Here is an 18,580-nt window from a genome sequence, read left to right as displayed (position 1 = left end):
GATGCCCAGGATCACGCCCGCCCGCCCCGCCAGGTGCAGGGTCGCGGCGCGGATCGTGCCGTCGCCGCCCGCCACGAACACGGTGCCCTCGGCGTCGCGCAGCGCCTGCACAAGGTCGTCCTCGGAGTCGGTGGCGCGGTACACGGGGCGGTAGCCGAGCTGGTGCAGGGCCTCGACCAGGTGATCGGGGCTGCTGCGCTCGCTGCCGCCGGCCTTCGTGTTGTAGATCAGCGTGGCCTCGGTCGTGGCCAGCACGTCGCCGCCCGGCACGTGGGCGTCCGGAGTGACCTCGGGAGCAGCGCCTGGAAGGGTCATGCCGTCACTGTACGCACTGCGCCTCCCGGTCGCCTTGAGGAAACCGTGAAGTGGGGGGCGCTCATCCCCCCGTGTGCCGACCGGAGGTGTCCCCGTGCTCCCGGTTCAGGGCCACCCAGTCCTCGTAGGCCAGGGCCGGCAGCAGCGCGAAACTCCCGACCGCCAGCGAGGCCAGGGCCGCAGGGACGCGCACCCGCGTGCGCCCGTGGAGCACGAGATACAGCGCTCCCAGCGTGGACAGCGCCCCGATGTCCATGAACATGATCCGCGCGAACGGGCTGCGCCGCAGGGTCTCCCGCGTGCCCAGGTCGCCTGGCCGCTTCCGGCCGAATGTGGCCGTGAGCACCAGCATCAGCAGCAGCGCGCCGTACAGGCGCATGCGCTCCCGCGACGGTCGGCGGTACGGTTCAAGGGCGGGCGGTACCGGGGGCAGCGTCATGCGCCAGCGTACCTCCTGCCCTGACCGCCATACTGTACGCACATGCCCACCCCCGCGCGGCCCGCCACGCTGCTGTACAACGCCGCCGCCGGCAGCCAGCGCCGCGCCTCGCCCGACGCCCTGCACCACGCCCTGCTGGACGCCGACTACGACGCCGAGGTCTGGCTGACGACCCGCCCCGAGGACGTGGTCGAGCGCCTCCCCCACATCACCGGCACACTGTTCATCGCCGGCGGAGACGGCACCCTGCGGGCCGCCGCCCTGCACGCCCTGCACCGCCCGGATCTGATCCTGGGCGTGCTGCCCCTGGGCACCGCGAACAACGTGGCCCGCGCATGGAGCGCCATGGGTGACCCGCTGGAGGTCGCCCGGTCGTACCGGGACGCCGCCCCCGCCCCCTTCGACGTGGGCCGCGTGCGGGGCCAGTGGGGCGAGGATCACTTCCTGGAGGCCTGCGGCTGCGGCCTGTTCGCCGAGGTGCTCGACGACTACAACCCCCACGCGCCCAAGAGTCCGGTGCGGGCCCTGGGCTCGATCTTCGAGGCCCTGACCACACTGCATCCCCTGGGGGTGCGCGTCACGGTGGACGGGGAGGCGGTGCCCAGCCCGCCCGCCCTGCTGCTGGAGGTCATGAACACCCCCTCGACCGGCAACGGCCTGCACCTCGCGCCCCAGGCCACGCCGGGCGACGGCCGGCTGGATCTGGTGCGCGTGGACGCGACCCGGCACCTGCCGCTGTTCCAGTACGGCCGGGCCATGCTGGGCGGCACCTTCGACACCCTGCCCAGCGTGAGCACCTGCCCGGGCCGGTCGTTCACCGTGGCCGATCACGGGCAGGTGTTCCACGTCGACACCGAACTGCGCCGCAGCCACGAACCGGGGGGGACGGTACAGATCGATGTCGTGCCCGGAGCCCTGAGCGTCCTGCGCCCCCGCCCGTGACGGCCCCCGCCGCCGCGTGAACGGGGGAGACGGAACGGCCCCCGCCGGGTGCGCCGGGGGGCCGAACCCGTGTGTGACCGCAAGGCGGTCGCGTGGGGCTCTCACCTTGCGTGCCTACCCTGGAACCATGCGACGCTCTCACCGTTTCCGCATCCCCGCCCTCGCCGGTCTGCTGGGGGCCCTCGCCGCCGGCCCCGCGGGCGCGCAGGTCGAGGAGAGCAGCGCCGGCCCCACCTGCGGCCGGCCGCAGTACGTGGCGCAGATCGACCCGAACGCGCGCCGCACCACCATGGCCGTGTCCGTGAACGGCCGCGCCATCGACCTGACGGACGGCAGCCGGGTCAAGCGCAGCGTGACGCCCCTGATGACGGCCGAGAACCGCGTGCAGATCAGGTGGACGCCCATCAGCGTGGGCGGCAACGGCAAGATGTACGACACGCCCACCGTGATCCAGATGCTCCACGGCTCGCGCGCCACCACCGTGTTCCAGTTCGATCCGTCGGACTACCCCAACCGCCGCGAGATCGCCGTGAAGTTCAAGGCCCCGCCCGCCGGGAACATCGCCTGCGCCCCGGATGCCTACCTCGCGAAACTGGACTACAGCCACGAGGGGCCGTTCGAGTGGACGGTCGCCGTGAACGGCTCGTACCACGCCTACATCCTGGGGAACGCCACGGTCGACCTGCGTCCCTTCCTGGTCAAGGGCAAGAACACGGTCACGCTGAGCTGGCGCGTGATCGGCGGCAGCGGCAAGCGGAACCTCAGCGACCGGAAGGTCGCGCAGATCACGTCCACCGTGAACGGCAACACCAAGAGCCTCCTGTCCTTCGGGTTCAAGAACGTCGTGGGCAGCAAGGGCAGCCGCAGCGTGACCATCACCGTGCCCTGACCGGCGCGGCCACCGTCACGCCATCCCCTCCCCCTCTGCGCCCGGAAGCTGATCGTGCCGGCCTGAAGGGTGGGCCGAGGGTGAACCCCTCAGCCACCTTCGGTGCCAGCTCCCCTCAAGGGGAGGCAATGATGTTCGGCTCCCCCCAGGGAGCTGGCGGCGAAGCCGACTGAGGGGTTGTCCCTACGCCGGCTTCAGCCGCCGCCGCATGCTCTCCGCGTACACCTCGGCCTCGCCGCTCTGCACGGCCTGCACGATCAGGCCGCCCACGTACTCGGGACTGTCGCCCTGCACGTACGCCGCCGCGCGCTTCGGGTCGCTCTGCACGGAGTTGTACCCGAAGTCCGTGGCCGTCATGCCCGGATGCACCAGGCTGACCGTGATGCCCAGGGGCCGGAACTCCTCCCGCGCGATCAGGGTCAGGTTGTTCAGGGCGTGCTTGGTGCTGGAGTACGGCGCGAGCCCCGGCACCAGCATCTTCGTCGTGCCGGAACTGATGTTCACGATGTGCCCCGACCCCTGCGCGGTCATGACCGGCAGCACCTGCTGCATGGCGTTCAACACGCTCACCACGTTCAGCTCCAGCAGCTCGCGGTACTCGGCCAGCCCCGCCTGCGCCACGGGCACGTGCATGCCGCGGCCCGCGTTGTTCACGAGCACGTCGATGCGCCCGTAGTGCGCGTGCGTCTGCGCCACCATGCGCTCCACCGACGCCTCGTCCAGCATGTCCGTGGGCACGGCCAGCGCGTCTGGGAGCGTGGCGGCCAGTTCGCGCAGTTTGTCCTCGCTGCGGGCGGCCAGCGCGACCCGCGCGCCCTGCGCCGCGAAGGCTTCCGCGGCGGCCCTGCCGATGCCGGACGATGCCCCGGTGACGAGGACGACCTTGCCCGACAGATCCGTTGTCATACGGTCAAGGTAGCCCCTTCCGGGTCGGGATAGGGGGTGCGCCGGCGGCGGGCTTCCCCACCCCCCAGCCCCCTACCCCGGAGGGGCAGGGGGAGCGGCGCTGCGCTGGGCAAAGTGCGCGGTCAGGCTTGCTGGTGGCCGTGTTCTCGGAGCTGTGGAGGCGGAGTATCTGCCCATTGCGGTCACGCCGTCAGCGCCCGCGCGCTGCGCGCACGATGGCATTCGGCCAGTCGCGAGGGGCGACGCTTCGGCTAGAAACCCCCTCCCTCCTTGCGGGGGAGGCTGGGAGGGGGGTGCGGGCATGGCGTCCTAGCCGACGTATGTTCGCCCAGCCCGCCAAGTTGAACATGCTCCCGGCGACCTCGCCCGTCGCGCCGCCCGGCACGATTCCCGGAAAGCCCAGGCCCGCGCCCCGGCCCTGCGCCCGCAGGTGGCCGTGCACGCTGGCCAGTTGGATAGCGGCCGCTCAGGCGCGTTAGGACGTGCTCGTTGGGCTGGCTGGGAGCAGGGGAGCCATAGACGAAGAGGTGATCGGACATGGAATAGATGCGGCAGCAATCATGCGAAGCGTGCCACCTGCGCGCCCTGCGACACGAACGCCTGCGCCGCCCCTTTCTCGATGCCAGTGGATGCATCGGTGATGAAGACAGCCCTGGCGGAGAGGGGAGTAATCATGGAGCCAAAATACAGTGACCTTGAGATCAAAATATTATGTGCCTGACGTCACTTACGTGACATGCCTTGCACAACCCAACACTGTCGATGTAGCCTCTACCTCTCAGATTAAGATTTGATAAATATACATCTCGGCTTCGCTGTAGACGTGTTCCGAACGTGTGTGGCGCTAAAGACCGCAGCTTATAGCACTGTGATAGTTTCCTGAAATAGGATTTGGGACACATAGGGTGTTGACACGGTTTCGGTTTGGGCGTATATTTCCATGGCAGACGGCGACGTCTGGGAATTGAGTCCATTACCACGTAGTGGACACGTCAAGGCTGGCGCGATGCCGTGAATCGCGTGTTTAGAGGACAGGCCTTAAGGTCTGTCCTCTAAACTTTCTATTGGAATATAGTTCTTGATTTTTGAAGGTCTTGTGGGATAGCTAGTAAGGTATCTCCATTTTTTATCGTCACCGAGTCGTAGAACTACTAAATATACCTCATCTTCGAACTCACTAACGGCTACTATCCTATTTCGTATTACTGTTTTTCCATCTTTTGCGAGAGGGTAAAAGTATTTAGCCGAACTGTCCGACAGTACATATGCCGGCCCCCTTATGAATAACGCTCTCTGCTTTGAGAATCTATCTTTTTTTATTCCTGCTTGTTGAATTCGCTTGCGATTCATAAAATGCATGATCGAATTGCGATTCATCGAAATACACTTCAAAACCTGCTGTACAAAATATCGAAGTTTGGCAGTAATTTGATCGGAAGAAGGATCTATATTCTTCCTCTGAATTCGAAAACAACCTCTTTATGGCCCTTTTGAGCTCCATTCAAGACCCCATCGGGAAGCGAAAAACATTAAACTTTTCAACCGTTGCAGTAGTTCTTTGATGTATTGGTCTACCCAAAATTGTCTTAATCTCATCAATAAACCTGCGTTTGCTGTCGCTCATTGGAAGGTTATTGGCTGATGCACAAACTGCACCAGTGAGAATATCGGCATACTGAATTAAAACTTGATCTGCTGAGTCGACCGTTTGTAATTCCAAATTTGAACCCGTTCTTAATCTAAGGTATTTGCGGAGATCTGCAACACGCTTCGGGCCAAGACGGTTAGTTTTAGAATCTAAGAAAATACGATAATCTTGATTCTTCTGAATTCTATGAACCAAGAGTTGATAATACATCTTGTAAAATGCCAGTTCTTTATTACCATCGTGGAATCTATCAATATCAATTATCTTGGAGTCTATTATTATAACTCTGAATTGGCAGAAGTCGTACCTAAACAGGTAGCGCGCCAAATCCAAATAAGCATCTAGTTTCTTTGCTCCAATCTGTGTCCATTTAATTTCTCTGCTACGAGGTATGGCATGCAAACTTTTCCAAGAATTTAATACGCCTTTTAGCTCAGAGCGCCGTTCGCTTGGTATCCAAATTGAGCCTATAGCCAGATATTTGCCTGAGCTCTTGGTGCCACCCAAAAGCTCAAGCCTAGATTCATCGCAGTAGACTTCCATCAGTCCCATCTTCAGCTAGCCTACTCCACTCACCCGCACTTGCTGTAGCCGCACGCCTGGCACTTCAGGCAGCCTTCCTCGCGGATCACGGCCTTCTCCTCGCACACGGGGCAGCGGTCGCGGCTCATGCCGTCCATGCTGCTCACGCTGACGCCCGTGGGCGCGGCGGCGGGGGCGGGGGCGCTGCTGCCGCCGGCCAGCGGGGGGAGCTGCATGGCCTCCATGTCTTTCTGGAAGGTCTCCAGGGCGACGGCGATCAGGTCGGCCTTGCTGCCCACGAGGCGGCCGTTGTAGCTGCCGTACAGGCCGCCGTTGATGCCGCGCATGGTCTTGATCAGGGCGCTGGCGGGAACGCCGTGCTGGAGGGCGATGGACACGACGCGGCCCAGCGCCTCGCTGTCGGCGTTGGCTTCGTCGCCGGCGCGGCCGCTGATGACCATGACCTCGACGGGTTTGCCGTTCAGGTGGTTGACCGTGACGAGGAACGAGCGCCGGTGCCCGCTGGTGGGGTCGGTCAGCTTGACCATGTCCGTGATCCCGGCGAGGCGCGCGGGCCGCTCGTATTGCGGCTTCGCGGGGGCGGCGGGCTGGGCGCTGAGGGCCTGCGGCAGCGCGGCGACGGCCGCGACGACCGGCTGGCTCTCGGGGCTCTGCGCCGTGTCCTCCGCCTTCTCACCCATGACCTCCGCGGCGGCCTGCACGGGCGTCTCCTCGGCCTTCTTGTCCTTCTTCTTGCTGGTGCTCAGCACCTGGAACTGGCGGCTGCCGTCGCGGTACACGGTGATGCCCTTGCAGCCGGTGCGGTACGCCTCGCTGTAGGCGTCCTGCACGTCCTGCACGGTGGCGTTGTTCGGCAGGTTGATGGTCTTGCTCAGGCTGTTGGCGGCGAGGCCCTCGGCGTCGAAGGCCATCTGCACGGTGCCCTGCATGCGGACGTGGTCGACGGGTTTGATGTCGTGGGCGCACACGAACACGCTCTGGAGCGCCTCGGGGATGAAGTTCAGGCCGACGACGCTGCCGTGGTTCTCGGACACGGCCTCGGTGACCTTGTCCCAGTCCCACTTGCCGTTCACGTCCATGCCAGCGGGGGCGGGATAGGTCTCCAGCAGTTCCACGAACAGCGGGGCCAGCAGGGCGCGGTACTCGCTGCCGATCTTGCGCCAGATGAACGGACTGAACACGGGCTCGATGCCGCTGGACACGCCCATGAGCATGCTGGTGGTGCCGGTCGGGGCGACCGTCAGGACGGCCACGTTGCGGCGGGGCTCGTGGGGGATCTTGCCACTGTTGCGCTCGTACACGGGGTACACGCCGCGTTCCACGGCCAGGCGTTCGCTCTCGGCCACGGCTTCCTCGCGCAGGGCACTCATGATCTCGTAGATGGCGTCGCGGCCGGCCTTGCTGTCGTAGCGCAGGCCCATCTTGATCAGGGCGTCGGCCAGACCCATGACGCCCAGGCCCAGGCGGCGCAGATCCTGCGAGGCCACGCGGTTGTCCTCCAGCGCGAACACATTCACGTCCAGCACGTCATCCAGGAAGCGCACGCAGGTCTTCACGTCGTCGCGGAAGGTGGCGTAGTCGAAGTCGCTGCCCTTCACGTAGGCGGCCAGATTGATCGCGCCCAGGTCGCAGGGCTCGCCGACCGTCAGGGGAATCTCGCCGCAGGGGTTGGTGCTGCGGATCTCGTAGCGCTTCCCGAGGTTCTTCAGGGCTGAAAATTCGTTCACGCGGTCGCTGAAGATGAGTCCCGGTTCGCCGGTGCTCCACGCGTGCTGCGCGATCTGATCCCACAGCCACTTGGCCGGAATACCGGGGCGGTCGTCGGCCGGGTCGAACAGGCCGGGCTGCGCCTCGCGGTACAGGGGCACGCCGCGCGCGCCGTCCTCCTCGCGGTCGGCCAGTTCCGGCAGGGTGCCGGTGTACGCGCCGTCCTGCGGGAGCAGGTGGTACTTGCCGGGCACTTCCTGCGCGGCGATGTGCCACAGGGCGTCGCGCTGCAGCGTGTCCCAGAACTTCTCGGTCACCAGGATCGAGATGTTGAAGGTGCTGATGTCGCCCTCGCTGGCTTCCCGATCCAGATCCTTGGCGGTCAGGAAGTCCAGCACGTCCGGGTGCTCGATGCTGATCGTCGCCATGCCCGCGCCGCGCCGCGTGCCGCCCTGCCGCACGACGCGCAGCACCGGGGCGTACACGAAGCGCAGGGTGTTGATGGGCCCGGCGTGCTCCGCGCCGCGGTTGCTCCACTCCAGGAAGTTGTCGAAGATCTCCATCAGGAACGACACGGGGCCGCTGCTCGTGCCGCCCGAGCCCTTGATGGGCGCGCCTTCCGGGCGCATCTGCGAGAGGTCGATGCGGGGCTCCAGGCCCAGCTTCGCGTCGTCCGCGACCTTGCGCGCCGCGTCGATGATGCCGCCCATGTCGTCCGGCACGGCCTGCACACCTTCCGGCAGGCCGCGCACCACGCTCACACCGTTCGCGCGGGCCAGCGCCACGAGTTCCGGGCGGATGACCTGCCCGTACACTACGCGCGTCCAGTTGCGCACCGCGACCGGCTGCTTGTCGCCGTCGGGCTGCGTGGGGGGCCGCATCAGGCCCTCGATGAAGTCCTCGACGTCCGCGTGGCTGGCGGGCATGTACGCCCACCCGCGCACGCCGGCGTCCGGGCGGCTGCCCACGCCGCGGGGCGTGTACACGTCGAGGTTCACACCGTTGCCGCCGCCGACCTTCGTGACCAGCGCGAGCTTCTTGGCGACCTCCATGACGCCCTCGAAGGTGCTGGGCTCATGTTCGGTCGCTCCCTGCACGAAGCAGTTCAGGACGTTGCCGTGGGCGGTGCCCGCGCCGGCCAGGACGCGCCCGCCGGGGCAGAACTTCTTCTCGGCCATCAGGTCGTAGTACGCCTGCGCCCACCCGGTGCGCGCGCTCTCGGTCTCCGCGCCGGCCACCCAGTTCGCGATGCGCCAGAAAATGCCGCTCAGGTCTCCGTCGCTCGCCTGAAGGTACTGCCGCTTGGCAATGTGGTGGGCGTTCTCGTCGAAGTTCGTGAGGGACTGTGCAGGCTTGTCGGACAGGGTGGTCATGATGGGACTCCTTGGGGGCGCGGCGGGAAACGACACTCACGCCCGGCGCTGTGTGGGACGCGGCGGGTGAACAGTAGGGTGCTCAGGTGAGTACGGGGGGGCTTTGGCCGGGTCTGACTGTACCACCGTGCCGCAGGGTGTACAAGCACTTGTACGTTCCAGGGAAGTCGGGTACAAGATGCGGTCGTCATGCCGGCCCGGTGCTCACTCCCGGAAACTACGTGCTGGACGGAATATTTGCAGACAAGTTCACAATCCGGGGTGGCGGGCGCCGGGCTCACTCCTCGTGTTCGGCCCTGGCCTCCCGGCCCATCAGGCTCGTGATGCCCTCCTGCGGCGTCCATTCGCCCGCCGCGACCCGTGCCACGGCCCGCACGATCGGCAGGTCGTGGCCGTGGGCCAGCGCCCAGGCGTCCAGCAGTCCGGCGGTTCGCAGGCCCTCGACGACCTTGCCGCCCTGCCCCGGGTGCTCGCCCCTGGCAATCGCCTCGCCCGCCGCGCGGTTGCGCGAGTGGCGGCTGGTGGCGGTGGCGACCAGATCGCCCAGCCCGCTCAGGCCGTACACGGTGTCTTCCAGGGCACCCAGCGCGACCAGATAGCGCCGCATCTCGCGCAGGCCACGTGTGATCAGGGCGGCCTTGGCGTTGTCGCCCAGGCCCAGGCCGTCGCTCAGGCCGGCCGCCAGGGCCATCACGTTCTTCAGGACGCCGCCCAGTTCCACCCCGACCACGTCGCTGCTCGTGTACACGCGCAGGCCTGGCGTCATCAGGGCCCGCTGCACCGCGTGGGCCAGCGCCTCGTCGCGGCTGGCAACCACGGTGGCCCCGGGCAGGCCGCGTCCGATCTCCTCGGCGTGGTTGGGGCCGCTCAGCACCGCCACGCGGGCAAAGCCCATGTCCCGCGCCAGGGCGCTGAGCTGCCCTCCGTCCGGCGCGAGGCCCTTGGCGCACAGCACCACGCCCAGCGTGCGCGGCAGGTCGGCCAGCAGCTCCGGCACGCCCACGCTGGGCACCGTCACCAGGGCGAAGTCTGCGCCCGCCACCGCCGCGCCCAGATCGGCCACGACCTCCACGGCCTCCGGCAGGGTCACGCCCGGCAGGTAGGCCGCGTTCACCCGCTCGTGCGAGAGCTGCGCGGCGAATTCGGGCCGCCGGGCCCACAGCCGCACGGGTGCGGCGCCCGCTGACCGTACCCGCACGGCGTTCACGGCCAGCGCCGTGCCCCACCCGCCCGCGCCCAGCACTGGCAGGGGCATCAGGCGTCACCGCCGGGGGCCCACGCGAAGACCCACACGCGCGGCGTGTCGGCGGTCGGCGGCGCGAAGTCCGGGTACTCCACGATCTCGAAGCGGGCGAAGTCCAGCCCCGAGAGCAGCGGCTCCAGATCCGCCGGGTCGTAGCCGCGCTCGCGGTGGGTCTCGACGAATTCCTGTGTCTCGCCGTCCTCGCCCAGCACCCGGCAGAAGGCCTGCACCACACCCAGATCCGCCGCCGGGTCGTGGTGGTGCGACCAGTGGTAGTGCACCTCGCCGCCGCCCGCCAGCGGGGCCACGCCCTCGACGGCGTCGTCCTCCCACAGCTCGCGCACGCCCAGGCGCGTGTTCACGTCGAAGGCGAGCAGGCCTCCGGGGGCCAGGTGTGCGCGGCAGCGGGCGAGCGCCTGCGCCAGCTCTGCGGGCGTGAGCAGATTGTTCAGCGAGTCGAACACGCAGGTCACGAGGTCGAAGCGCCGCTCCAGATCGAAATCGCGCAGGTCGCCCGCCACGAAGTTCACGCCGGGGACGCGCCGCCGCGCCTCGGTCAGCATGGCCGCGCTGCCGTCCAGGCCGGTCACGTCCAGCCCGGCCGCGAGCAGTTCCCGCGTGAACCCGCCGGTGCCGCACGCCAGATCCAGGGCCGAGGCGTCGGCCGTCTCCAGGCCCCCGTCCCGCGCGTAGGTCAGCACGAAGTCTGCCCAGTGGTCGTACTCCACGTCCGCCATGATCGCGTCGTACACGGCGGCCAGGGCCGTAAAGGGCTCATGCTGCATACGCGCGAGTATAGAGCCCGGGTAAATGGGCCTTCACCCGCTGCCTGTGCCGTCCAGGGCGGCGTGAAGCATGGCCTCACCCATCTGCCCGTGAGCCCCACGTGAGCCGAGACGGAATGGAACCACCGTAGCCAGCGCCACACACCGCCGACTAGGGTGACAGGCAGCACGACACGTCATTCACCTCAGCAGGAGGAGACCACCATGAACAAACTGCTTGCGATTGCCGCTCTCGGCACCCTGACCCTCAGCGCCTGCACCCTGGCCGGCAACCCCGTCAAGAAGGACGTGACCGGGCAGCTGCGCGGCTTCAACAGTGGCCAGAACCTGGGCCTCGCCATCATCGGCTTCAACAATGGCCAGTACACCGCCGACGGCACCCAGAGCCAGGTCATCGACAAGTTCCTGACCGGCGGCTTCAGCCTGGATCTGCCCACCAACCTGCCCACCGGGTCGTACCGCGTGATCGTGTTCCGTGACGCCAACAACAACAACCGCTACGACACCGGCGATACGGTGCTGAGCAAGGACAACGGCAAGCGCCTGATCTACGCCAGCCAGGACAACCAGTTCTACAACGGCACCAAGAAGGGCTGGAACCTCGTCACGACCAGCAGCGGCAATGTCCAGACCACGCTGCTGAACAACTACGACCTCGACGCCAACTGAGTCCAGGCATCAGGAACCCCCGGGGGAGGCCATGTGCCTCCCTTTCCTGTTGCGGGTCAGCTGATTGCCTGGGCTATGGCCGCCGCCCGTTGGGTCAGCTCCTCCTCCGGGATCACGGCCTCGCCCGCCTGCACCTCCATGTCCTCCAGCGGCACCCACGACACGCAGCCCAGCATGGCCTCGGTCTCGGGCAGTGTCAGCGGCGTGACGAGCGGCCGGACACGCAGCACCAGCACATGCACCCACGGCTTGCCCCGGTACGCGAAGCGGCGTTCCAGGGCACCCAGGGTCAGGGCCTGCATGTCTTCCAGGGCAGGCAGACGGGACTCGTCCTCGACCCTGTGTACCGCGATCACCTCGGCCAGCGCGGGCACCTGCACCTGCCCCGGCGCGGGATCGGTTCGCAGGAGCGGCTTGAACTCCGGGCGCAGTTCCACCGGATTCTGGTGCAGGAAGGTCGGGTAGAGCAGGAACGAGCGGTGCTCGACCTGAAAGTCGCCCTGCTTCTCCTCGATCCCACCCTTGCGCACCAGAACCGACAGGTCGCCGGTGGTGAGGAGCTGGCACTGGGCATCCCATTCCTTGAGGGCCGTGGTGGTCATGGGGAGAGGATAGGGCTTTCACTTCTATTTGATCATCGATGTCCATTGCAACTGGGCTGCAATTTAAGTTCAGTCATAAGTCAAAGCAGAAGGCCGCCCTGAGTGGGCGGCCACAGGATCGCAGCGAGAATCAGTCGGCGGTCACAGCAGTCGTAACCTGAGCGACCGTCTTGCCGTCGTAGGCGTACTTCTTGCCGTTGGTGCCCTGCATCGTCAGGTTGATCACGTAGTTGTCATGGGTGCCTGCGCTGATCTGGCAGGAGTCAACACCAGCAGGGAGGGCGGCTGCATCCTGGGCGAGGAGGCAGGTCTCACCCGCGGCGGTCATATCGGCACCCGCCTTGGTTTTGAGCTTGCCAGTCACGGTATCGCGGTTGGACTCGACGGCGGTGATGGTGTTGCGGATGAAGGTGGTCGCGGCGCTCTCGTTGGCCTTGGTGCGGGCGCTGAGCAGGTTGGGGATCAGGACGGCGGCCAGAATCCCGATGATGGCGATGACGATCAGAAGCTCGATGAGGGTGAAGCCCTGCGTGCTGTTCTTCATGGTGTTCTCCTGGGGCCATGCCGGGGGGATATATACCGGCCGACCTGCTCATGGCGTTCGCGATATTGAATTAACGACCGCTTGAGTCTATAGTCCAACAACCTATCTTACTAAAATCTTACATTTAGACCTAGATTGGGGATCGTTGATCAATAATCAGTTGGTGAAACTAAATTCTCTACCTGACATAGATTTTACCTTGATGCCATAGCGTTCAGAGCCCAATTTTAATACCTCGCACATTATAACCGATGATGGGAGCACTGATGAAGCCCCCTCTGCCACATAATCTGGAACTGTGCAATCAGCAACTAAATCATCAACTTGGTTCGTGGGATTGCTGGCAAGCCAACTTGTGACATAGCCGAGCATATGTTTTCCATAGCTCATGGTAACTCCGTCGTGACCACGATCCCTGGCAGCAAGCGCATTAGGTACTAGGACACCTGATAGAATTCCTATAATCGCTATAACTATTAGTAATTCAAGCAGAGTGAAGGCCTGTTCTTTCCTCATAATCAACGACCTTTAGCAGAAGGCCGCCCTGAGTGGGCGGCCACAGGATCGCAGCGAGAATCAGTCGGCGGTCACAGCAGTCGTAACCTGAGCGACCGTCTTGCCGTCGTAGGCGTACTTCTTGCCGTTGGTGCCCTGCATCGTCAGGTTGATCACGTAGTTGTCATGGGTGCCTGCGCTGATCTGGCAGGAAGCGACACCAGCAGGGAGGGCGGCTGCATCCTGGGCGAGGAGGCAGGTCTCACCCGCGGCGGTCATATCGGCACCCGCCTTGGTTTTGAGCTTGCCAGTCACGGTATCGCGGTTGGACTCGACGGCGGTGATGGTGTTGCGGATGAAGGTGGTCGCGGCGCTCTCGTTGGCCTTGGTGCGGGCGCTGAGCAGGTTGGGGATCAGGACGGCGGCCAGAATCCCGATGATGGCGATGACGATCAGAAGCTCGATGAGGGTGAAGCCCTGCGTGCTGTTCTTCATGGTGTTCTCCTGGGGCCATGCCGGGGGGATATATACCGGCCGACCTGCTCATGGCGTTCGCAGGCTCGGGTGTCTCCCTTCCTGCTTGAGATCAGCTTATGGAGAGGATTCTCACAGTGTTCTTACGGAGTCGTGTCATGCCATCTGCTTTTCCGGAGAATTGTTGAATGCGATATTTACTGAGCACGACAGCATTTTTCACGTCGTCAGGATTATTAAGACTCCGCCACCTTTCACATTCCGTCACAACTGACCCCGCTTGCCCTGTCCGGCGGGGGTGGTATGCTGCCCCTCAGTTCAGTCCAGCGGCCCCGGCCCTGGCGAATGGGCTGGCACCCTGGCGGTGACCTCCCCACACTCCACCCCACCATGACTTCGCCCCGCGTGGCCGCCTTCCAGCGGCGGCCCGGTGCGGCGAACGTCCGGAAGGAAGGTACGCATTTGGAACTCACGCCGCGCGTTCCCCCGCACAGCACCGATGCCGAGATCAGCGTGCTGGGCAGCATCCTGCTCGACAACGACACCCTGAACACGCTGGGCGACTCAGTCGCGCCGGACATGTTCTACCGGGAAGGTCACCGCAAGATCTTCACCAGCATGCGGACGCTTCAGGAACGTGGCGAGCCGGTCGATCTGGTCACGCTGTCCGAAGACCTGCGCGTCAAGGGGCAGCTGGACGAGGTGGGCGGCCTGACGTACCTGATCGGTCTGTCGGATCAGGTGCCCACCGCCGCGTACGCCGAGCACTACGCGCGGATCGTGCAGGAGAAGCACACCCTGCGCCAGCTGATCAGCGCGTCGGGCAAGGCCATGCAGCTCGCGTACGACGCGGCGCTGCCCCTGGAAGACCTGCTTGACCGCGCCGAGAAGATGATCTTCGAGGTGGCTGAACAGAAGAAGAAGGGCGAGAGCTTCTCGGACATGGGCGAGGTCGTCCATAACACGTTCGAGTACATCACGCTGCTGCACGCCAATAAGGGCATACCGGACGGGGTGAGCAGCGGGTTCCGCGATCTGGACGAGCAGATTTCGGGCCTTCAGAAGGGCAGTCTGAACGTGCTGGCGGCGCGGCCCTCGATGGGGAAGACAGCCTTCGCGCTGTCCATCGCGCAGAATGTCGCGCTGCGTGGCGAGAAGACGGTCGCGGTGTTCAGCCTGGAGATGCCGTCGGTACAGCTGGCCCTGCGCATGCTGTGCAGCGAGGCGCGGGTGGACATGAACCGCATCCGTTCGGGGCAGCTCAACGAGCGGGATTTCGAGCGGCTGGCCCACGCCGCCGGGCGGCTGGCCGAGGCCCCCATGGTGATCGACGACGAGGCCGATCTGACCCTGAACGGCCTGCGCAGCAAGCTGCGGCGAATCGCGGCGCAGCATGGGCAGCTGGGGCTGGTGGTCATCGATTACCTCCAGCTGATGTCGGGCGGCAAGAGCACCGGCGGATCGGACAACCGGCAGCAGGAGATCAGCACGATCTCGCGTGGCCTCAAAGGTCTGGCGCGTGAAATGGAAGTGCCGATCATCGTGTTGAGTCAGCTCAGCCGTGCCGTGGAGCAGCGGCCGAACCATCGGCCCATGCTCAGCGACCTCCGTGAATCGGGCGCGATCGAGCAGGACGCGGACATCGTCATGTTCATTTACCGCGACGAGTACTACAACAAGGAAACCGATCAGCAGGGCATCGCGGAGATCATCATCGGCAAGCAGCGCAACGGCCCCGTCGGTACGGTGAAGTTGCAGTTTCACAGTGCGCACGTGCGGTTCAACGATCTTGCGCCGGAGGGAGTGTAATGGCGGAGGATCACGCGCAGGGACAGGCCGGATCGCAACGGCGCAGGCGGCGGCGGCGTGGGGGCACGGCGGGGCAGGCGCTGCGGCCCGGTCAGGTGACGAACACGACGGCCGTGCCGGTGCCGGCCGCGCCGCAGAAGCGCGGGCAGAAGCGCCCGCTGGCCGATCCGCGCATCGCCGTGGGCTGCATCGTGCTGCGCGGCGAGGAGATCCTGCTGGTACGCGAGCGGGGGCGCTGGTCGCTGCCCAAGGGGGGCCTGGAATCCGGTGAGCTGGTGCAGGACGGAGCGCGGCGCGAGACCTTCGAGGAGACCGGGATCGTGGTCGAGCTGCGCGATCTGGCGTTCATCGTCGAATTCCAGGCGCAGACGTGGGGCCACCACCTCCAGTTCTTCTATACGGGCCGCGAGGTCGGTGGCACGCTGTCGCCCCGCGATCCGGACAAGGACGTGCAGGAGGCCCGCTTCGTGCCGATCCGCCAGCTGCGCGAGTTCATCCGCTTCCGGCCCCGGCTGGTGGCGCTGGAGACATGGCTGCGGGAGCGCCGGCCCCGGCATTTCGTGTTCAACCTCGACCGCGAACCGGCCATGCTCCGCAAGCGGCGGCGGGTGGGCGAGCCGGTCGGCAGTGCCCAGGTCATCGAGCCCGAGGTCGAGGGCGACGGCGAGCCTGACCTGTAGATGCAGCAGAGCTGAGTGGGCGGTCGGGGGCACTCGGCCGCCTTCTCGCTGTGTGGGGCAGGCTTGAACCCGTGTCGTAGTCTGCTATCATCAGAATATGAAGCACAAATTACGTAACCAGGTGGACATCCACCCCGCCAGCGGGCGCGGTTACGTCCACGTCTGCCCCACGTGCGGGCAGCCCATGACCCTGCACGACCTGCGCGACGGCGACCAGGCGTACTGGTGCCATGCGTGTGACCGGGGCCACCGCGCTGGCGATCCCCCGCTGGGTGCCCTGAGAGAACAGCAGGCCAGCTGAACGTAGCCCATCGCAGTATGCTGGAGGGTATGACCAGTCCTGCCCACCCCCTGCCCCACAGTGCGCTGCCCACCGGCCAGCCGCTGGCCGGACTGGTGGTGGCCGTCACCAGTGCGGATCAGGGCTACGGCCGTCCCATCAGCAGCGCCCTGGCGCGGGCGGGGTCCAGTGTCGTGCTGATCGGGGGGAATGCCGAGACGCTGGCGGCGGCGTCCAGTGGCCTGGAGGCTCTGGGCGGCACCGCCATTCCGATCAAGGCCGACGTGGGTGTGCCGCTGGACTGGCTGAGCGCCCAGAACCGCATCCTGGAGATCTTCGGGGCGCTGCACGGCATCGTGCACCTGGCCGACAAGCGGGCCAGCTCGGATTTCACCATGCTCAGCGAGAACGAGTGGATGGATCTGTTCAACTGCAACGTCAAGAGCAGCGTGGGAATCGCGCAGATCGTGCGCCGCCGGCTGCCTGGCACGTGGCTCACCATCATCGGGCCGCATCTGGACGAGCAGGGGCTGCATGCGTGGCCGCAGCGGGGCGCGATCCGGGCGCTGGTCGAGCAGGCGCATCTCGAGGATCTGCGCCTGAACCTCGTGCTGCCGGCGCGGGCCAGCAGCGGCGATGAGACGCTGGATCAGCCGCTGGCCGACACGGTGCTCACCCTGGCGCTGCCGAGCATGGCGCACCTGCGCGGGAACGTCATGGACGTGCCGCTGCCGCCGGTGCCCAGACTGCGCGTGTCCGACAGTCCCTACGGCCTGACGCTGTGACGGTGCGGCCATGAAGTGCCCGTACTGCTCGGCCCCCGACAGCAAGGTCGTGAACTCGCGGCCCAGCGACGACGGAGCCAGTATCCGCCGCCGCCGCGAGTGCCTGAACTGTGCCCGGAGATTCACCACCTACGAGCGGGCCCAGCTCGAACCGCTGATGGTCGTCAAGCGCAGCGGCCCCCGCGAGGCCTTCAACCCGGACAAGCTGCTGCGCGGCCTGACGCTGGCGACCGAGAAGCGCCCCGTCGATCAGGACGTGCTGCGGGCCTTCGCCTACGGCTTCGAGGACGAGGTCGGACTGAGCGAGATTCCCGCCACCGAGATCGGCAAGCGGGCCATGACCTTCCTGCGCCCGCTGGACGACGTGGCGTACATCCGCTTCGCCAGCGTGTACCGCGACTTCGACAGCCTGGAGCGCTTTATCGAGGAGATCCAGGGCCTGAAGAAGGACGAGGGCGAGAGCTGACCGCGGTTGGAGGTGGAGCCCCTGGGCATCTTCTCAGCCCCGGGATGGAACTGAAAACCGCTGTCATCTCAGGGACTCGCTTGGCTCGTTTCAAAGGTACCCAGGGCGACACTCACTACCTCTGAAATCTACGGTGAGTCCAGCGTGGGGGCGTCCCCGCGCCCCCCGTCCACGCTATGCCGCGCTGGACGGTAACGAGTCAGGTCCGAAGGCCGTGGCTTCCCAGCGGAACGATCGTGACCCGGTTCGGGTACCGTACGTAGTGCACCACCGTGAGCTCAGTGACCGTCGTCACTCCTGTCCACGCCTCCCGATGGGCGGTGAGCCAGCGTTGCAGGGCCGCGGCATCCACGAGTGGGCCACCGAAGACGGCCAGACTGGCGTGAGCCGACGTGCGCACGCCGTCGGCTTCCGGGCCCGTGTGGGCGGCGCGCCGTTCCAGGTGGCCGTGCAGGGCCTCACGCAGGGTCTGCAGGGTGGAGGACATCGGGTAACCCTGGGCAATGATGCCTACCCGATTCGCGTTCACACCGCGGAAGGCCACCTCGAACGGATCGTGCTGCGCACAGACATCGGCCACGGCGTCCAGGTACGTCTGGAGCAGGGGATCTCCCAGGTGGGGCAGCGGCCGGTAGACCTCGCACGACCGGACGGTGACGTGCAGGGTGGAGGGGTCGTAGAACGTGTGCCCGTCGCCCGCCAGGGGCTGGATTTCTCGGATCAGGCGCTGCATGGCCACGGTCACGGGCGGGGTCAGGCGGGCCACGACGCTGAGTCCCCAGCGGGGGCTGCCGGTCTGTGGCACCGGATCGGCGTCCACCTGCCCGCCGCGCAGGTCGGGTTCGCCGGAACGCCACATCCGGTCGTAGCCGTCCTGGATCTGGCGGTAGGCGGGCGTTGTGTGGAGATCCAGGGGGGAGTCCATCCGGTTCATGGTAGCCGCACCAGCACGAGCCCCCGCGCACGGCGGGGCCACGGAGACGGAG

At 65.9% G+C, this 18,580-nt stretch carries 20 protein-coding genes and 1 pseudogene (1 of these 21 only partly in view); 8 read left to right on the top strand and 13 right to left on the bottom strand.

The genetic code is table 11. The features are described from left to right. Positions 1-315 carry the 5' portion of a diacylglycerol/lipid kinase family protein gene (locus U2P90_RS01420; RefSeq protein ID WP_295823245.1) on the bottom strand. It extends 690 nt beyond the left edge of the window, so the window shows 315 of its 1,005 coding nt (coding positions 1-315); its start codon is at positions 313-315; its stop codon lies beyond the left edge, outside the window. Positions 316-376: 61 nt separating this feature from the next. Next, positions 377-754: a hypothetical protein gene (locus U2P90_RS01415; RefSeq protein WP_322473473.1), complete on the bottom strand. Its 378-nt coding sequence runs from the start codon at positions 752-754 to the stop codon at positions 377-379. Positions 755-796: 42 nt separating this feature from the next. Here U2P90_RS01415 and U2P90_RS01410 point away from each other — a divergent pair, with 42 nt between their 5' ends. Both U2P90_RS01410 and U2P90_RS01405 read left to right on the top strand, forming a co-directional pair. Continuing rightward, positions 797-1,696, top strand: coding sequence for a diacylglycerol/lipid kinase family protein (locus U2P90_RS01410; RefSeq protein WP_322473472.1), 900 nt, complete (start codon positions 797-799; stop codon positions 1,694-1,696). A gap of 127 nt (positions 1,697-1,823) precedes the next feature. After that, positions 1,824-2,585, top strand: a complete 762-nt coding sequence (locus U2P90_RS01405; protein ID WP_322473471.1) for a hypothetical protein — start codon at positions 1,824-1,826, stop codon at positions 2,583-2,585. Between the two features lie 183 nt (positions 2,586-2,768). On the opposite strand, the gene U2P90_RS01400 is transcribed toward U2P90_RS01405, so the two are convergent. The 5 genes from U2P90_RS01400 to U2P90_RS01380 form a co-directional block, all read right to left on the bottom strand. Further along, positions 2,769-3,491 carry an SDR family oxidoreductase gene (locus U2P90_RS01400; RefSeq protein ID WP_322473470.1) on the bottom strand — a complete coding sequence of 241 codons (723 nt, stop codon included), beginning with the start codon at positions 3,489-3,491 and terminating at the stop codon, positions 2,769-2,771. A 1,501-nt stretch (positions 3,492-4,992) separates the two neighbouring features. Further along, entirely contained in the window at positions 4,993-5,691 is a 699-nt protein-coding gene (locus U2P90_RS01395; RefSeq protein ID WP_322473469.1) for a DUF3800 domain-containing protein, read from the bottom strand. A gap of 20 nt (positions 5,692-5,711) precedes the next feature. Next, positions 5,712-8,762 (bottom strand): adenosylcobalamin-dependent ribonucleoside-diphosphate reductase, encoded by a 3,051-nt coding sequence (locus tag U2P90_RS01390; protein WP_322473468.1) that lies wholly within the window; start codon positions 8,760-8,762, stop codon positions 5,712-5,714. A 277-nt stretch (positions 8,763-9,039) separates the two neighbouring features. Then, positions 9,040-10,017, bottom strand: coding sequence for an NAD(P)H-dependent glycerol-3-phosphate dehydrogenase (locus U2P90_RS01385; RefSeq protein ID WP_322473467.1), 978 nt, complete (start codon positions 10,015-10,017; stop codon positions 9,040-9,042). After that, positions 10,017-10,790: a class I SAM-dependent DNA methyltransferase gene (locus U2P90_RS01380; protein ID WP_322473466.1), complete on the bottom strand. Its 774-nt coding sequence runs from the start codon at positions 10,788-10,790 to the stop codon at positions 10,017-10,019. Before U2P90_RS01380 ends, U2P90_RS01385 begins: the two co-directional genes overlap by 1 nt. Positions 10,791-10,994: 204 nt before the next feature. On the opposite strand from U2P90_RS01380, the gene U2P90_RS01375 reads away from it, so the two are divergent. Then, entirely contained in the window at positions 10,995-11,459 is a 465-nt protein-coding gene (locus U2P90_RS01375; RefSeq protein WP_322473465.1) for a hypothetical protein, read from the top strand. A 56-nt stretch (positions 11,460-11,515) separates the two neighbouring features. On the opposite strand, the gene U2P90_RS01370 is transcribed toward U2P90_RS01375, so the two are convergent. The 5 genes and pseudogenes from U2P90_RS01370 to U2P90_RS01350 all read right to left on the bottom strand — a co-directional run bounded on the left by U2P90_RS01370 (position 11,516) and on the right by U2P90_RS01350 (position 13,595). Next, a complete protein-coding gene (locus U2P90_RS01370) occupies positions 11,516-12,061 on the bottom strand; it encodes a DUF1802 family protein (RefSeq protein WP_322473464.1) in 546 nt (181 codons plus the stop codon). A 130-nt stretch (positions 12,062-12,191) separates the two neighbouring features. Then, the gene (locus U2P90_RS01365) at positions 12,192-12,605 is read right to left on the bottom strand and encodes a prepilin-type N-terminal cleavage/methylation domain-containing protein (protein ID WP_322473463.1); all 414 of its coding nucleotides are present in this window, start codon (positions 12,603-12,605) and stop codon (positions 12,192-12,194) included. Between the two features lie 156 nt (positions 12,606-12,761). Beyond that, on the bottom strand, positions 12,762-12,995 hold the full coding sequence (locus U2P90_RS01360; protein ID WP_322474727.1) for a hypothetical protein: 234 nt from the start codon (positions 12,993-12,995) through the stop codon (positions 12,762-12,764). Between the two features lie 78 nt (positions 12,996-13,073). Continuing rightward, positions 13,074-13,121 (bottom strand): annotated as a pseudogene (locus U2P90_RS01355) (prepilin-type N-terminal cleavage/methylation domain-containing protein); the annotation flags it as partial. 60 nt (positions 13,122-13,181) lie between these two features. Beyond that, the gene (locus tag U2P90_RS01350; RefSeq protein ID WP_322473462.1) at positions 13,182-13,595 is read right to left on the bottom strand and encodes a prepilin-type N-terminal cleavage/methylation domain-containing protein; all 414 of its coding nucleotides are present in this window, start codon (positions 13,593-13,595) and stop codon (positions 13,182-13,184) included. Between the two features lie 441 nt (positions 13,596-14,036). Here U2P90_RS01350 and dnaB point away from each other — a divergent pair, with 441 nt between their 5' ends. From dnaB to nrdR, 5 genes are all read left to right on the top strand, one after another. Next, positions 14,037-15,383 carry a replicative DNA helicase gene (gene dnaB, locus U2P90_RS01345; RefSeq protein ID WP_295821987.1) on the top strand — a complete coding sequence of 449 codons (1,347 nt, stop codon included), beginning with the start codon at positions 14,037-14,039 and terminating at the stop codon, positions 15,381-15,383. Then, the gene (locus U2P90_RS01340; RefSeq protein ID WP_295821989.1) at positions 15,383-16,063 is read left to right on the top strand and encodes an NUDIX hydrolase; all 681 of its coding nucleotides are present in this window, start codon (positions 15,383-15,385) and stop codon (positions 16,061-16,063) included. Before dnaB ends, U2P90_RS01340 begins: the two co-directional genes overlap by 1 nt. Before the next feature lie 97 nt (positions 16,064-16,160). Beyond that, positions 16,161-16,364 (top strand): hypothetical protein, encoded by a 204-nt coding sequence (locus U2P90_RS01335; RefSeq protein ID WP_295821992.1) that lies wholly within the window; start codon positions 16,161-16,163, stop codon positions 16,362-16,364. A gap of 29 nt (positions 16,365-16,393) precedes the next feature. Then, on the top strand, positions 16,394-17,128 hold the full coding sequence (locus U2P90_RS01330) for an SDR family NAD(P)-dependent oxidoreductase (RefSeq protein ID WP_322473461.1): 735 nt from the start codon (positions 16,394-16,396) through the stop codon (positions 17,126-17,128). Between the two features lie 10 nt (positions 17,129-17,138). Further along, positions 17,139-17,594: a transcriptional regulator NrdR gene (gene nrdR, locus U2P90_RS01325; protein ID WP_295821995.1), complete on the top strand. Its 456-nt coding sequence runs from the start codon at positions 17,139-17,141 to the stop codon at positions 17,592-17,594. A gap of 199 nt (positions 17,595-17,793) precedes the next feature. Here the strand turns inward: nrdR and U2P90_RS01320 are convergent, their stop codons facing one another. Beyond that, the gene (locus U2P90_RS01320; RefSeq protein ID WP_322473460.1) at positions 17,794-18,519 is read right to left on the bottom strand and encodes a 2'-5' RNA ligase family protein; all 726 of its coding nucleotides are present in this window, start codon (positions 18,517-18,519) and stop codon (positions 17,794-17,796) included. Between the last annotated feature and the right edge of the window lie 61 nt (positions 18,520-18,580).

This window comes from Deinococcus sp. AB2017081 (assembly GCF_034440735.1).
GTDB classification, from domain to species: Bacteria; Deinococcota; Deinococci; order Deinococcales; family Deinococcaceae; genus Deinococcus; species Deinococcus rufus.
The sequence above is the reverse complement of the archived record's forward strand: the minus strand, read 5'-3'. Positions and strand labels throughout refer to the sequence as shown.

Bases quoted from the DNA above. Each gene is read 5' to 3' on its own strand.
- U2P90_RS01415 (WP_322473473.1), bottom strand. From the start codon at position 754: ATGACGCTGCCCCCGGTACCGCCCGCCCTTGAACCGTACCGCCGACCG.
- U2P90_RS01410 (WP_322473472.1), top strand. From the start codon at position 797: ATGCCCACCCCCGCGCGGCCCGCCACGCTGCTGTACAACGCCGCCGCC.
- U2P90_RS01405 (WP_322473471.1), top strand. From the start codon at position 1,824: ATGCGACGCTCTCACCGTTTCCGCATCCCCGCCCTCGCCGGTCTGCTG.
- U2P90_RS01400 (WP_322473470.1), bottom strand. From the start codon at position 3,491: ATGACAACGGATCTGTCGGGCAAGGTCGTCCTCGTCACCGGGGCATCG.
- U2P90_RS01395 (WP_322473469.1), bottom strand. From the start codon at position 5,691: ATGGGACTGATGGAAGTCTACTGCGATGAATCTAGGCTTGAGCTTTTG.
- U2P90_RS01390 (WP_322473468.1), bottom strand. From the start codon at position 8,762: ATGACCACCCTGTCCGACAAGCCTGCACAGTCCCTCACGAACTTCGAC.
- U2P90_RS01385 (WP_322473467.1), bottom strand. From the start codon at position 10,017: ATGCCCCTGCCAGTGCTGGGCGCGGGCGGGTGGGGCACGGCGCTGGCC.
- U2P90_RS01380 (WP_322473466.1), bottom strand. From the start codon at position 10,790: ATGCAGCATGAGCCCTTTACGGCCCTGGCCGCCGTGTACGACGCGATC.
- U2P90_RS01375 (WP_322473465.1), top strand. From the start codon at position 10,995: ATGAACAAACTGCTTGCGATTGCCGCTCTCGGCACCCTGACCCTCAGC.
- U2P90_RS01370 (WP_322473464.1), bottom strand. From the start codon at position 12,061: ATGACCACCACGGCCCTCAAGGAATGGGATGCCCAGTGCCAGCTCCTC.
- U2P90_RS01365 (WP_322473463.1), bottom strand. From the start codon at position 12,605: ATGAAGAACAGCACGCAGGGCTTCACCCTCATCGAGCTTCTGATCGTC.
- U2P90_RS01360 (WP_322474727.1), bottom strand. From the start codon at position 12,995: ATGAGCTATGGAAAACATATGCTCGGCTATGTCACAAGTTGGCTTGCC.
- U2P90_RS01350 (WP_322473462.1), bottom strand. From the start codon at position 13,595: ATGAAGAACAGCACGCAGGGCTTCACCCTCATCGAGCTTCTGATCGTC.
- U2P90_RS01340 (WP_295821989.1), top strand. From the start codon at position 15,383: ATGGCGGAGGATCACGCGCAGGGACAGGCCGGATCGCAACGGCGCAGG.
- U2P90_RS01335 (WP_295821992.1), top strand. From the start codon at position 16,161: ATGAAGCACAAATTACGTAACCAGGTGGACATCCACCCCGCCAGCGGG.
- U2P90_RS01330 (WP_322473461.1), top strand. From the start codon at position 16,394: ATGACCAGTCCTGCCCACCCCCTGCCCCACAGTGCGCTGCCCACCGGC.
- nrdR (WP_295821995.1), top strand. From the start codon at position 17,139: ATGAAGTGCCCGTACTGCTCGGCCCCCGACAGCAAGGTCGTGAACTCG.
- U2P90_RS01320 (WP_322473460.1), bottom strand. From the start codon at position 18,519: ATGGACTCCCCCCTGGATCTCCACACAACGCCCGCCTACCGCCAGATC.